Source organism: Nocardia sp. Tas62D01 (assembly GCF_055232035.1).
Map to the genome: position 1 here is coordinate 4,205,994 of NZ_JBUYUZ010000001.1, position 16,004 is coordinate 4,221,997.

Consider the following 16,004-nt stretch of genomic DNA (forward strand, 5'->3'; position numbering starts at 1 on the left):
CTAGTTGCCGGTTGAGAGGTGTTGTACGGGGAGTATGTCGGCGTCGAGGAGGAGGAGGCCTGTTTCCGGATGGCGGTACACCGCGGTGATGCGGTATCGGGTAAGTCGCGCCAGGAGGAGTTCGGTGCCCTTGGGTACCGCGCTGCGTAGTCCGATCCAGAGGCCGTGGGTTCCGACGGGCGCGGTGAGGTCGAGGCGGGCGGTGAATTGTTTGCCGCTCGGCATGGTGACCGGGTTGCGGCTGACCGAGGTGGACAGGTAACCGACCTCGGTTTGTACGGCGCCCACCAGAAGTGCGGGGTCCCTGTCACCCAGGGGGTTTCCGTCCGTGGCAAGCAGGAAGGTGATCTCGAACAGGCCGCGGACGAGACGGATCGGTTCGGTGATCGGCACCGGTCGGCGGGTGGCCTGGTCCATCAGGGCGATCTGGTGGTGGATGGAGTCGACGTGCACCGGCAGGCCGAGGTTTGTCTGGAATATGCGGTGGTGTCGCTGCGCGGTCTCGTGGTTGCTGATCACAGCACTCAGTGCGAGGTCCGGGGCTGGGCTTTCGAAGATCTTGTGGAGGACCTGCCAGGTGGCGGTTGCCCGTTCCGGATCCGGAATTGCTTGGTGCAGGGCTGTTTCCCCGCCTCGGTACATCGGTGCGAGCTCGGCCAGCGACGGATTTTCCGACTTGGTCAGTGCGGTGAGCAGCTTCAGGGATGCGCTGTCGGCGGCGGCCTTGACGAGCTCTTCCTGCACATGGTCATCGCCGAATCGTAGAGCGCGGTTGGGGGTGGGGCTGGCGTCGTAGCCCCACACCGCGTGCTGTTGTGCGGATGTTAGTTCGGGCCAGCGGTTCAGCATTGTCTCGCCGAAGTGCAGACCTGCTGCGTCGGTGTCGAATACCCGGATGCCGTCGATGTTGATGTGGCCGATGCCGGGCCCCTGGTGGTCCGCCCCGGTCGGCACGGCTGGCAGTGCGGCGTGACCCGGCGGAGGCGTGAAGGCTGCGGGGGTGTGCAGGTCCGCCGGAGGGAGGGTGAAGCCGGTGCCGTCGGCGGCCATCGCCACCCGCGTGTGTGCCGGATTCTGGAGGGGCATGTACAGCAGCCTGAACGGTGCGTCGGACTCGTTGTACTGGAGCACAATGCGCGCGCGATTCGGCTGCAGTGCAATGAGATTGAGCTCGAGCACCCGGGCGGCGGTGGGCAGTAGAAGACCCGACAGCTGGTCGGTGGCCTTCTGGTGGTTGCGGAGAAAGTCGATGAAGCTCCGGAGTTCGGTCCGCTGGAATTGGCCGACATGCTGCTCGAATTGCTGGCGACGGGTCGTTTCCGCCACCCACTGCTCGGGTGTGAGTTTCCCGCCCCTATGGTCGGCGTCGACGTCGCGGCGCCGGATATGTTCAGTCCGGCGGACCTGGCCTATCCGGGGAGTGATGAACGCATGGGCACTGGTGTCGAAAGTCTCCTGCAGCCGGTTGATGAGCGCATCACGCGCCTCGCGCGCGGTCGGGTAACCGTACAGAATGGACAACGCCTCGAGCGCCTTATTGCCGGTGTCCGGCAACAGTTCCCAGGACATCGGCTCGGTCGGGCCGGACGAGTGAGCGGGCTCCTGATGTGCCGCCGGTACGGTGCTGGGGCCTGCGGCGGTCCGCAAGAACGCGGTGTGGTCGGCGTGTGATGGCGACGCGGGCCGGTCGGCGGGGGCCTCGGGGATGTCTGTCGGGCGGGGGCGGCCACTGCGGCCCAGCGGGGGGCTGGGCGCGTGGGGCGAGACGCCGAGCGTGCCGGACTCCTCGGGGGCTGGCCCGAACAGGCCGCGTGCGCCGGGGCCGCTCATCGCCACGGACTCGAATTTCGGCACGTGCGCGAGGTCGACCGCGATGAGTCCACCGCGGCGTGGAATGGTCGGGTCCTGCCATGTGGTGTGGCCCAGGTGGTAGGCGGACCAGTCTGTTTCGCCGGGTCTCTTGATGAAGTACTGGCCCTGCTCGGTCGGTTCGGGGGTCCTTAGATACTCGGTCTTGTCGGGCGTCTCCCAGGTCACGGTGCCCTCGCCGTCCGCCCAGTACTGCGTGCCGTCGGGGCTCCGGAAGTACCGCTTTCCCTTGGTCGTGAGTTGGTACAGCGGGCGATCTTCTTCTGAGGCATCCGGGTCATCCGGAACCGGATCGAGGCGATCCTGGGTGCCGTCCGAAACGGCGATGTATTCGGTTCCGTCCCTGGCCGTGACGAACCGGGTGCCCGCGTCATCGGTCCAATCACTGATGAAGTCGCCTCGGGCAGGGATCAGGCGGTATTCCATACCGTCCAGCGGGGTGGGATAGCTGATGGGTTCGAAATCCTGGTCGTCCCACGGGTTCTCCAGGAGCAGTCGCATAGGTTTGCCTGTGTCGCGGTCGTATTCGACCGCGTGGACGGCCAAGGTATGGTTGCCCGGCAAACCGGGCACCGAGGTCTCCTCGAACTCGTGGGTTGTCAGCAACACCACGGTGTGACGTGTGAGGGCGTAGTCGATTTGGGTGGCGAAAACCTCGGCCGCGACCCGGTATCTTTCCGGCAGTAGGCGATCTCCGGGCTCGCCGCCGTATACGTCCTGGTAGTAGTCTGCGAGAGCGTTCTTCTCGGCTTGCCACTTTCCTGGGAACTGGTCGTTCAAATATTTGCGGAAATCCTGGACCGCGTTCAGATCGTGGGTTTTCACGATTTCGGGCCACTTGGCATTCCTGGTGACCTCATCGTCCGGATACTCCATGACGAGACGGTCCCAGGCTGGTTCCAACAGCTCTTCTTGCTGTTCGTACCAGTGTTCGGCGGTATCGGCGAACCGGCGCGAGAACGCGGGGTCGATCGGGGATCCCTTCGGCAGTGCGGCGTGCAGCAGGGCATCGACTGTGTCGGGGTCGAACCGGAGCGGAAGCAGCAGATTCTTGACGCCGACGCTGCGGGCAGGTTGTTGTATTGCGTCCTCGTTCCTCTGATAGAAATTCTTGACGAACAACGCGGCGTAGAGTCCGTAGAACTGGTAGCCGTTGCCGGCGCCGAATTTGACCGCGTAGGCCTTTTCGATCATGGCGGCCCACAGCGGTTCTCCGGGTTCGTGATCGATGAAATAGCCTCGTTCGGTGCCCGGTGCGACGTAGATGCTCTTTTCGACACGGACCCATTCAGGGACGTCGTCGATTATGAAGCGGACGCTGGCGGTGCCGTCGCCGTGGTCGTGCAGCGCCTCGACGATCGATCCGGGTTCGTTCTCCGCCAGCTGCTTCATCAACGCGACCAGGGCACAGTTAGGCGCCCGGCGCTGGCGTGCTTCGTGCGGTCTGGGGAGCTGTGGTCTGCCGTGTTCATCCAGCCTGAACAGGGGTGTGTCGCGGCGCGGGACGAGCGTGGGCAGCTTCGGCATGACGCTGGGAGGGGCATTGATGGCGACCCACTGCCTGTCACCGGGATTCTTTACCCACACCTGTGGCGAGTCCCCGGGCTGGGCTACCAACAGAGTCTCGGACGTGTCCCCAGCCCGTGCTATCAACAGATTTTCGGGCGATACGGAGACCACACTCGTATCCCCCGCCTCTGTGTGGCCGAGGAAATGGACTCCGCCTTTCGGCATGCTCCAGCTCAACGTGCCGGATCGGCCGTCGATGCCGGGCTTGAAATCGAAGCCCTCGACCTCCGCCAGATCGACGGGGATGTCCTCGGTTTTTCCGTCCTCCGGATGCCGGATGGTGTAGAACGGCCGTCCGTAAGGCGGGTCGGTGCGTATCGCTGTTCTGATGCCCGAGAGGGGTAGATAGTGCGGGCCCGTCTCGTCGACCAGGACCACAGCGTCCCGTCCGTCGGGCAACTTCTGGTGGGGCAAGGTGATCGGGACGGCCGGTGCCGGCAGTAACTCATCCCTGTCCTCGGGGCTGAGGTTTTTCAGCTGGTTGGCGGGGAGCGGTCCGGGGCGTGCGAGCCGGGGGTCGTCGAAGCGGGTCCGCCTCAGGTCCGGGTGATCGGAGTCGCTGGGCAGTTCGAATTTCTTCGGTTTCATCAGTTGCTTCAGCAGGTCGTCGCCGAAGTAGGTGTCGCCGCCCTCGGGCTCGAACGCAGGTGTGGGGCCGGTGTTTTCGGACCCGTCGGTATCCATCGAGTCGTCGCCGATGGACTCGGACCCGTCGGTATCCATCGAGTCGTCGCCGATGGACTCGGACCCGTCGATATCCATCGGGTCGTCGCCGATGGACTCGGACCCGTTGCGGCCGCCCACGCCGATGCGCCCGGCGGTGGTGGGGGTGGGGGTGTGGTTGTGCCGGGGGGGTGTTGCGGGGTTGCCTGCGGGGTCGAGGTAGATGACCTCGATGCTCGAGATTTCCCGGAGTGGTCGTGGGGGGAAGGAGCCTGTTATGTCCAGTGCGCGGTCTTCGACGATGAGTTTGTCGTTGGTGGGGGTGGTGGCGGGGTTGTTGTCGTTGGTGTTGGTGACGGGGTAGGCGTGGGCGCCGATGCCGAGTTCGACGATTTTGTAGTTCTCCACGGCGGTGGCGCTGTAGCCGGGACCGAAGAAGTTTTTGAGGGTGTCGGCGATGGTGTTGTGGTCTCCGACGGTGTAGAGGCGGGCGGTGGGGCCGTGGGCTTGTTCGAGTTGCCGGTGGGTGTTGCCTTCGAGGCCGATGGTGAGGTGGCCGGTGGTGAGGTTGGGGTTACCGGTGTGTTCGTAGTGGACCTCGACCACGCGGTGGACGCAGTTGTTGGCAGGCGTGTCGGTGATAGGGATGTGTGGTGTGGTGCCAGTAGTGGTGGTGTGCGGTGCGGTACCGTCGCCGGTCCGGCCGGGGGTGACGGACCGGGCAGGCTCTCGAACAGGGCTGCCGGGGTCGTCCCCGAAAGGATGCGCGCCGATAGCCACAGGAGGGAACACACGCCCGGTGGTGGTCTCACCGTGTGATCCGTCGTGCTGTCCGCCGCCTCCGCGGAGCGAGACCCGAGCACCAGAGGCACTGCCATCAGAACCGGCACCCAGCGGGCCGCAGTTGTTGGGGCGTGGGTTTGTGCCGTGTGGTATGCCGTAGTCGACGGTTCGGTCGTTGCCGAGGGTGTGGCTGCCGTCGGATGTCGGGCGCGCGACGGCGGAGTGCTGAATTGTTGCTGTGTTGCGCTGTGGATGCAGGCCGGGGTGCGTGAAGGTATCGGCTGGTAGTGCGTGACCGATCCGGCCACGGCGTCCACCGGCGGGGTGGGGTTGTGATCCCGCAACGGCCGGTGCGTTTCGGTCACTGTTTCCGCTGACCCCCGGTCGGGTGATGACGACGGTACAGGCGTCGTGCAGTTCCAAGTTATAGGCGAGGACGTCCCAGAATTCACTGGCACGGACCCGGGCGCGGCCATCGTCCTGACTGTTGTCCTCGAGATCGTCGGTGATCCGCACGGACCAAGCGAACTCACTGCCGAGTCCGTCTTCTACTATCCATTCCGGGTTCTGGAAGTCTATTGTCGTACCGGCCGGGAACACGGTTCCGGACAATCCGACGAATTGCTGGAACGGAAGTTCATCGCTGATTACCGCAGGCAGAGAATACCCACCGTCGGCCTCGAACCTGGATGCGGTGGCGGGTGGGTCCAGATCCATTTCCATGAAACTGGTGTCGACAGGCACATATACTGCACTGCCGTCCGAGCCCGCCACGACGCCGACGGGGCGTGTCACCTCGAGATTCGAGCCACCGCGGGGTGACGATACACCCTGCGCGGCAATAACCGACCTCGGGGCATCGGCCGAACCGGCCACCGGCCGCGTGGGCAACCACCCCAGCCCGCGAACCACCTCGACCGCCTCTGCCCACGTGGCCACACCCAGCCTGCTGGCCGCAATGTTCAGGATTTGCGTTAATTCGGACGGGTACTTCACGAACCCGAAGGTGGGGTTCCGGCGTGCCCATTGCGCCATCGCGGCAGTGTTCCCGAGCTGCGCGTAGAGGGCGAGTACCCGCAGCTGGCTATCGATCAGGTCCATGGCCCGGCCAGTAGCATCGAACGCCACATGAGTGCCGTAGTCCCGGTCACCGGGCACCGCACGCGCAGGCAGGTGCCCGCGCGTGCGGGCCCGCGCCACAGAAACCAATCGGGCTCTGTCTCGATCGACCCCGTTGCCCGGATCCGTCAGTCCAAAAGCGTCGAGTGCATTCCTCACGCTCTTTGCGGATATTCGGAGGCGTTTGGTTATCTCGGCGTTGTTTTTCCCGTGGGTGATATCGGCGAGTATCTGGTACTGCCTGTGCTCGGTTATCGGGCTGTCGGGCCGGGCAGCGGTGAACGGGGCGAATGCGTCGCCTTTCCTGATGACGCCGATTTTGTATCCGCCGGCCTCGGGTGATCGTTTCAGGAAAAGATACGGCCTGGCCGGTGCGGTAACGTACTCGATCCGTGACGGGCCATCGAACAGGACAACATTCACCCCCCAGTACCGGGATACGAGCAGCAATAACAACTCCACATGCTCGTATCCCTCGAGCCGGGCATCGTGGAAGTCCTGCCCCCCGCGTATTGCCTCTATCAGGCGATCGATCACGGCAAGCCTGTCGGCAACGGTGCCGGTGCCGGCGATAGCACGCGCATACCACTGCCGGTGACGAGTCAGATGCTCGAGCAGATCCCCCTGCAACACAGGTACCGAACCATCGGGCCACGTGCCCATGAGACCGTAGTCCAGCATGTGCACCAGCGAGTTCCGGCCGGTGGAGAATCCATGCCAGTCCGGGGCAGCGGGCTGGGTGATCGTGACAGTGTTGACGTGCGGGGATGCCAGGTGTGCTCGGAGTTGAGCCAGTGTCATGGGCTGGATCCACTCGGTCGGGTGCCCCACCACGGTTCGATACCCGTGGAAAGAACCACCGGCATACACGATCGCCGTTGTCTGGGTTCCGGTGGCGGTATCGCGCCAGGTGACCGCGGTTCCGGTAAGCAGATCATTGCCGGTGGCCCGGTCCAGGAATTCACTGGTCCGGTGAACACGGTCCGTGGCGGTGGCGGTGAACGCGGGCTGGGTGAGGATCACACGAGAGTCCGCGTCCAGGTTCCGGCCGGACAGGGTCGTCCAGAAATCACCGGCGGGCACCTCGTGCCGGCTGTCGCTGCGGTCGCCCGGATCACCGGCAATCCTCACCGACCACACGAACTCATCATCGGACCCGAGGGCTTCCCTCCGCCCCGGGGGCCGGATATCTATGGTCGTCCCGGGCGGGAAAACAGCCCCGGACAATCCACCGGCGAACTCCGGCAAAGCAAAGTCCGCCACCGCCGGCCCCGGGGAGAAACCCGCACCGTGATCGCCGGCTTCCGACCACGGCGCGATGACCGCCGCAGGCTCGTCCAAGGCCTCATCCACCGGCTGCCAGGCACGATCGCCGGATACCTGCATCGGATCCGGGACCGCCCGGCGCTGTTCGATGGTTACCCGGTTGGTCTCGTCGATGATTATCAGGTCGGGGGCGGTGGGGGTGGGGGGTTGGTCTTGTGTGCTGGTGGCCCGCACGCTGGTGGTGACGGTAGCGATTCCCGCGAGGCGGTTCTCGAGTTCGGTCACGGATTCGGTTGCTATCGGGGATGGCTGCTGGTCGCCGGTGTCGCGCAGGGCGATATCGAAGAATCCATTGCCCCGGGCAACCGCGATTATTGTTGGTCCGGCCGCGCCGGGCTGATCGGTGTCCCCACCGCTGGTCCAGGTGAGGGTGCTGCCGATGGTCAAACCACGGGCCACGCTCGGAAAGTCCGAGGTTGCCCAGATCCGGTTGATAGACTCCCCGACCGGGGGAAGCACGTGGATCTTGTAGCCACCGTTGCCCCCCGGCTCTTGGACGGCCAGGATTGGGAGAGTTTTCCAGAAGTCGCCTACACTGAGCAGACCGATGTTTTCACTCGGGATGCCGTCCTGACGGCGGAATTCCTCAGCGTTTCCCCGTTGGATGGTCTGCACACCCCCGGCGGTGAATTGCGCGGTCAACCCCCTGCCCTCATGGCTCTCGTCGCGGGCGATGATCCCCAATACGGTGCCGTCGGCGAAGACGGTCCCGGAGAATTGCCCCAGGAATTGCTCGAGGGCGACCCCGCGATCGAGATCGGTTGGATCGGGTGGGTCGAGATCCATCCGGTGCAGGTCGTAGGTGAGCTGTTGGTGCGGGGGTGCGCTGATGCGGGTCCGTGGTGTCCACGGTGGGATGCCGGCCGGAGCGAGGATGTCGGGTCCGGCTACTTTGTTTCCGGCCGCATCAGGAACAGAAAGATCAGCGGCGGGAGGGTCGAACTCGAAGCCCATCGGGTCGCCCGCTTGGCCCCCGGGTGCGCCGATGCCGGCGGTGGGTAGGGGGTGTGTTTTGGTGTTGTCGGGAAGGGGGTGTTCCTGGCCGGTGGGGGTGTGGATGATGGCGTGGGTGGTGCGGACGGGGCCTGGTGTGAAGAATTCGAAGGGTATTTCGGTGTGGGGGTTGGTGCTGTTGTCGCGGACGAGGATGGTGCCGTGGCGGTTGGTGATGGTGTAGGCGTGTGCGCCGATGCCGTATTTGTTGGTGGGGCCGTGGTAGCTGTCGACGACGAGTGCGGTGGCGCGGTGGCCCAGGTTGCGTAGGAGTTCGGCGATCTCGGTATGGCGGTGGAAGTAGTGCAGTGTTCCGTCGTCTGCTTTTTGGAGGGTGTGGGCTGTCCAGCCTTCTAGGCCTGGCGGGTCTTGCTTAGCGGGGGGGATTCTGCCGGTCAGGAGGGTGACGTCGTCTAAGGCGAGTTGCCCGCAGTTGTTGTCCTGTGGTGGTGGGTTGTGCTGGCTCGCGGTTGCGGGCTGGTGTTGGAACTGGGCGGTGCCGTCGCCTGGTGGACCCCGCCGCCAGGCAACCGGCTCGCCACTACTGCCGGCCGGATCAATACGGGCGGACCGTATGCCCGGTTGTGTACCGGACGGACCGGGTGCCGGTTGACGTATCAATCCCATCCTGCGGGCCTTGTCCACAGCCTCCTGTCGTCTATGAACGTTCAGCGTGCTTGATACATTTGCCATTACGCCGTTGATGGCTGGCTCGCTCGGCTCCCCCTGCTCATTGAGCATCCCCAGATTTGCGGCTGCCTGGGTGTAGCTGTGGTCGGGGTTGTCCGAGAGGTAGGTGAGTACTTTGTACTGAAGTTGTGTCAGTTCCACCTCCTTGCGGGTGTCGCGATCGCGCGCGATATGCACGATGTCCGGTTCGCCGGGTGCCGGTGGTGTCAGCAACCATAGTTCACGGGCCCGCTTCACGGCACGCTGCGGAGTGCTCGGGTTCACGTTCAGGATTTTGAAGATTTCTTCCCTGAGATGGTCGACTTGTTTCTTGGTTTTGTTGAGGTGGGCGGCCGTCTGGCTAATAGTGTCGTTCGGTGCCATGTGCTCCATCTGTTCCATGAGGGCGAGCACATCAAACTGGTCGTCGGTCAGTGAGACGTGCGCGCCGGTGTCGGGTTCGATGCCGATATGGGGGGAGGTGGGTTGTGTGGTGGTGAGCAGGGCTTTTTCTGTGGTGGAGTCGATGGTTTGTGTGGTGGTGCCGATCTCATAACCGTTTTCTCCTTGCCGCAGGAAGATATGTGGTTTTCCGGGGTTCAGGATGTAGTCGGTTCTGAGTTGGCCCGGGTCCAGCATGGTGGGGTTGTATCCCAGGTGTATGAGGGCTGGCAGCAGCCAGAATTTCAGGGCTGGGGATCCGATCATCCGGTTGTCGCTGTGTCCGGTGGGGTCGCGCAATGCGGGGTTGCGCAGTGACTCTATTTCGGTGCTCAGCGCTTTACGCTTTTCCTCCAGTACCTGCCGTTCGGAGGCCGGGTTCGTGGCAGTGTGGTCACCGGTCATGTTGTCGATAGTGTCGTTGGTGATCAACGTCGCGAAGTGCTCGAAGTTCCAGGCGAGTAAGTCGGCCACGCCGTCCCATAACTGTGTCAACTGCGTCGGGTTGGCTCCGGGGGTCAGGGCGCGCAGGAACGCATCCAGGCGCGGGGGGATCGGATGCCATTGGGTGGGTGTGGGTAGCGTGATTTCGACAGCGTCGACACGCTCGGTTTCGAGGCGGCGCGCGAATTGGGCTCGTAGTTCCACGACGTTGAGGCCGATGTTGTTTTGGACGGCGAAACTGCCGTCGGCTCGCAGGACCGCTATTGTCGTTGCGGTCGCGTCACGCCAGGTGATGGTGGTTCCGGTGGTGAAGTCGTTGCGGTATACCGCGCCCAGGAAGTGGGGGGTTTCCCAGACCCGGCTGGCGTGTGTGCCTGCGATGGCTGGTTGCGTCACCGTTATCTGAAGGTTGTCGCCCCAGCCCTTGTCGTGGAGACCTTTCCAGAAGTCGGTGACACTCACCGCCGAGAGGGTGCCCGTGTTGTTTGTGAGTTGCACGTCCCCGTCGGTGAACTCAGCGGTCATCCCCAGCCAGTCGTCGTCGGCGGGTGGGAAATGTATGGTCGTGCCGGCCGGGTAGCGGACCCCGGAGATTTCCTCCTGGACGGTCCGGGAGAATTTCCGGACGAAGTCGGTCATGAGGAATGTGTCGATCTTTTCCGCGCGCGGATGTGAGCCGATGCGGCGGCGCAGCCTGCCGAGCCGGGAGCTCGTGCGGGGCTGGGAATCGGCGCGGGTCTGGGAGCCGGCGGGATTCGGCCCGCCGGGGTGGGGGAGTGATCCGTCGTTGCCGGGTGGGCCGCGGGTACCGGTGAGGGGGATTCCGTCCTGGTCGTGCATGTGCACGACGTGTGGATCCACCTGCTGTGCCGCGGATTGCGCGATCGATCGGGGTGCGAACACCTCGATTCGTGCCAGACCCACAGAGCCGGCCCTCGACCGGCGTGCGTCGACGAACGCCGAGATCGCCGCAGCGAGCCGAGTCGCCGCAGCGAGCCGATCGGGGCGGTGCGAGCCGGGCAACACACGACGCAGCCACGAACGGTGGGGAGCGTTGTGTGCGGGAGGGGGATCGCGGGGGAGTCGGAGAGTGTCGTGCCCTGCGGAAAACACCGTCGCGTAGTCGGGTCGTCCTGGGGTATGTCGTTGGTGCCTGCGCGCTGCCACCATCAACTCTCGTTGCATCTGGATCGAGTTCTCTATCGCGCTTGTTCCCGCGGGTGCGGCATCGGCTACACGCCAGTGCACCGTCCGGGCTTTGTCCACGGGCCCGAACCCGATGACCTCACGATGGCGCCCCTGGTGGTCGTGCTCGAAGGACAGCAGATGCACCCGGGAGGCGGTAGGACCGGACTGCTCGAAGTTGACCGCCATCTCGATGTCCGCGGTGAGTATGTTCCCGTATAGCCCCGAGACCTCCTCGAACCAATGACGACGTGCGACGGGCTCGGCCAGGGCAACGGCGCCCGGTACAGCGCGCTTCACGAGTTGGAGGTAGGTGCGGTTCAGCTGATCTCGTACCGGTGCGGGAATGCCTTCACTGTTACGCAGGTCCGGGAAATCGGTGAGCAGGCGCAACTGCTCCTCGACCGGCCAGTCCGCGAAATTCGCGGTGTCCCACCATGTTCGGCCGTGTTGGGACCACCAGTCCGCCCTCTCCTGCGGGGACCGCCTGGCCCCCGCACTCCCACGCGGCAGTCCCGGTGGCGTAGCGCCGGCGGGGTCCGGGACCGGCAGCGGCCGCCGGATCATGCCCCGGCCCATCTGACGCTCCCACTCCCGAAGATTGCGCTCATGCTCGTCCATAGCCAGGTTCACGGCTTCCATGACCGCCCTGGGCGTGCCAACCAGCTCACCCCCGACCATCCAGTACCCGGACAGCTCATGTTTGAGGAGGGCGTGCGCGTCCCAATCGCGCTTGAGCTCGTTCCTCTGTCGCGCGATCTCGCGGTTACCGTTGTCACCCAACAAGGCGAGCAGCTCGCCCGGTCGACGGGCCTGGCCCAGCTCCTGCTGCGCGCCGGCGCGCAGCTGGAGAACATGGATGTAGTCTCCGCGGCGGTACCAGTCCTGGCCGACCAGCAGGCCCTGGCGCCGCAACAGGTCCATCGCGCGGATGCTGGGAGGCGCGGCCGCGTCGTCGGGTGGCTGGTTGCCGATATAGCGCCCGGTGTGGAGGTAGTGGTGACTGTATATAAAGCGCAGATCTTCCGTCACTAAATCCACGGTATGTCCAGGGAAACCGTTGTCACGAAGGAGAATGGCGATATCTCGATGGGAGTAACCCAGGTCGGAGAATTCGAGCGCCATCGTCACCCCGGGTGGCAGTGTGCCCGGAGGCAGGGCGGGGGGCGGGGCCGGGAGAGCGGTGATCGCGTCTTCATCGAGCAAGCCGAGCTGTCGTGCCCTGGCGACAGCGACGGCACTGAGCTGGACGGTGTGCACGCCCTCGCTACGGGGAAGGCCGAGACGCGTGTGCACCGTGAGCATCCGATCGCGTACCTGATCCCCGGACACATTTCCACGTCCGTCGACACGAAGGAGTCCGTCGACACGAAGGAGTTCGGCGATGTGCTGGTAGCTGGTGTAGCCCCTGGCGGCGTAGTGAAGAATCCTCGTGTCGAGGCTGTCCAGTCGTACCGGTAACACGGGTTGCGGGAGTGCGGCGAGGGTGTCGTCATCCAGCAGCTGCAAGCCGGCATCATTATGTTGCTGCCACGGCCGCAGCGCGAGGACGAAGACCTCAGCATTGGACATCATTGTGTCCTGAGGCAAGACCTTCCGGCGTGCATTTCGCATAGTTTCGCGCACCAATTGCTCGGTGGCGGTGGGAAACCCGTTGGCACGAAGGACCCTGGCGATATCTTCGTCGCTGTCGTAGCCCCGGGCAATGAGATTGAACATCATCATTTCCCGGGGTGACAGTCGATCCTGTGGCGGCGTCATCGGTCGAGCCGGAATGGCAGCCGGATCGTCAGGATGATAGTGGTTAACCGTACGGCGGCCATCAGGATAATGGTAGGCAACCAAACGGCTACCGTCAGAATAATGGCGGTCAACCAAAACGTTTCCAACCCCATGATCGATAGCCGTGTGGCTACCGTCACGGTGATAATGGGTAACCGAACGAAGGCCATTGGCCTGACGGTAGGCGATCGCGCGGATACCGCCGGGGCCATGAAGGATTTCCACGGTACGGCTGTCGGCTTGCCGGTAGGCAACCGTGTTGATGCCGTCGGGCAGGCGGTCGGTGATCTTGACCAGACCGTTGGTGTGGCTGACAATCTCCGTGCTCGTGCCGTCGGGATGGCGGATGGTTTCCGTGACGCGGCCGTCGGGATGCTCAATGATTTCGGTGATGAGGTGGATATAGGCGTCGGTGAAATGGCGGGTAACCGTACGGGCGCCACCGAGGTAATTACGGATTTCCGTGTTGCTGCCATCGGCGTGCTGGCGTGTCACCGTATCGGTACCGTCGGCGAGATAGAGATCGAGATAACGTGCGACCGTACGGATACCCTCAGGATCACGGATGGTGACGGTGCGGAGACCGTCAGGTGCGTCATGGATTTCGGTGCTGCTGCCGTCGGCTCGCTGGTAGGTGACCAGGTAGGCGCCGTCGTCGTTGTGGCGGATGGTTTCGGTGACGCGGCCGTCGGGAAGCTCGGCGGAGGGGGTGACCGGGTCGCCTTGCGCGTTGGGCGTGGAGGAGTGGTCGGGGCTCGGCCTGCCACGGTGGGGGACTGATCCGTCGTTGCCGGGTGGGCCGTCGCCGCCGTGTTCGGTGCTGCGGTTTCCTACTCCTCCGCGCAATGTCGCGGATACACGCGGTCGTGTGGCGGCAAGCATCCACTCAACGTGCTTTAATGCGGCTTTCGCCTCGGCGGATTGCCCTGCCGGATATCTGGAGATGGTGGGATCGGGCGCGCCGCCGTTCCTGCTGAAGTAGTAAAACTTGATGCCGCGAGCATGCAGCAGTCCGAGTGCCAGATCATTGCTTGCCGACACCGGCCCGTAGTCCTCGACCAGGTCATTCCATCCCGTGAGTTTTCCGAGGTTTATACGGACGTATGCGGCGGCAGTGATCGTTTGGTCTCCGAAGAATGAAGAGTGACGAATAATCCCATTCCACAAGGCCAGCTTCTCAATGGCGTACATGTTCCCGAATTCGTCCATGACGAATAGCGCCATCATGGGTGCATGGTATAGCGAACCGTCGAACGCTCGATGCAACAGGCCTTCCTCGTCCATGAACAATCGATGCGTTTCACGCTCCAATTCATCCATGTAATGAACCGACGCGAGAGCGGGCTGTGAGGCTGTCGCCGCGTCGAATCTGGCAGCTTGTTCCGCGGAAAGCCTCCCGCGCAACGTCGTGTCGAACCCCATCAGCCTATTGTTTGCCATAGACGAGCGGTTGATGGTGATCTCCGAAAGCACAGGCTTGTGCGGGCCTACCAGGAGTTCGGTGAACTTCGATGGAATATCGGCTTTCGAAACAACATTGTCCCAAGGCCATCTCTCGGCTCTATACCGAGCCGGTCTCGCGGCGCTGAACAATCCACCCTCGGTGGTGGCGCCCATTTCGTAATGACCGTCCTCGAATTGCTTCAAGGATATGGTCGGCCAGCCATCGGAATCGGGATCGGTGATCCCAGGAGTGGTGACCAGTCCATCCGGGTCCGTGATGACGAGTTTGAGGCTGTGCGCGTCGGCCGCGGCGACCAGCATGAAATTATGCTGGGTGTCCCGATATCGGCCGTTGAGGTTTGCAAGGCTCGCGCCGTCGCGCACGGCTGTGAGATACGACAGCAAATCCTCTGCCCGAATATCTTTAATCGCCTTCAGTATTACGTCGAGCTCCTCCTCCGCCGCGCGGAGTGTCTCGTCGGAATAATCGTCACCGTAGATCGTGAGCACCTCCTCGCGCCTCCTCGCGAGCGACTGCATGTTTATAAAGTCCTGCCGGTCGCTGTCGAACCAGGGCGAGTATCGTTCGATGTCTCGCTTCAGTGCATCGACTGTCTTCTCGCGGGCCTGTTGCGGTGTCGAGTAATTAAATATATGAGCGATGATGCTGAATGGATCGTTGTCGCCGGGGGCCGGGAACCAGCCTGCGGGCGCGGGTCGTATCACGGAAACCGATTCGGCATCGATCTCGCGCAAAAATTCGGCGGGGGTGACAATTTTGTGGACCCGGCTTTCTCCGTCCGCGCTCACGCCCTGCACGCGAATATTGTCCAGCATGACCGTAGCTTCTATCGGGACGGTCCGGCTGGTCGCGAAAATTGTGGTTCCGCTCAGAAAATCATTGCGCTCGAACAGGTCTTCGAAACGCGAGGGTTCCATTTCTTCTACTTCGGCATTCGGATTCGCTGCCAGGACGTCCGCGGCGGTCCGATGGGTCAATCGCGGCGCGGCGGGCCTGGGTAGGGTACGCGGTGCGAAGGCCGCGGAAGCGAGATCGGCCAGAGCCGCCGCGCGGACCATGTATTCGGGCAGGGCGTCACCGGCGGGTCGCGGCCCGGTTTCACCGGCGAGCCACTCCGGTGCGGGCCGGAACTTCGGTGGCATGACCGAGAACACGGTGTCGTCGGCGTTGATTCCGACCTCGTAGTCGTCGCCCTTCTTGGTCTTGCGCACGAAGTAGATCGGCGCCGATCGGGTGTTCAAAATACTTACCGATTCCGCGGTGATGAAATTCATGCGGAAGGCCTCGGACGCCGCCACCAACGTGAAATCCGTATTCTGCAGACCTACGACCCGATGTCCCAAATTGGGGTCGTACTGGTTTTCCAGCATCGAAATATGCTTATCCAGAATGTCATTCTGATAATCCAGCCTAGACGACTCGAAGTTGGGGTCCGATTCCAGAGAATCGTCTGTGATGAGTCGCGCGAAGTACTTTTTGTTGCCCTTGATGTAGGCAGCCACCTTCTTCTGCAGCTCCACGGGGTCACCGTCAGTGAGGAGATAGTGGAACATTTCGAACAAACCCTCGAAGGCCTCGCTCCACAATTCCGGCGTGGGAAGCGTGATCTTGACGGACGTCGCCCCGCGCTCCTGAATGAAATCACCGAATTCCGACCGTGGCACGACTCGTGGGTGCGCGACCGGATCGGATCCGG

Annotated in this window: 1 protein-coding gene (only partly in view); it reads right to left on the reverse strand. The window is 63.4% G+C overall.

All coding sequences use genetic code 11. The features are described 5' to 3' along the window. On the reverse strand, positions 1–16,004 hold the 3' end of the coding sequence (locus ACV7NQ_RS20455) for a C2 family cysteine protease (protein WP_463361131.1). Its footprint extends 56,758 nt past the window's final position; the window shows 16,004 of its 72,762 coding nt (coding positions 56,759–72,762); the start codon falls outside the window, past its right edge; its stop codon occupies positions 1–3.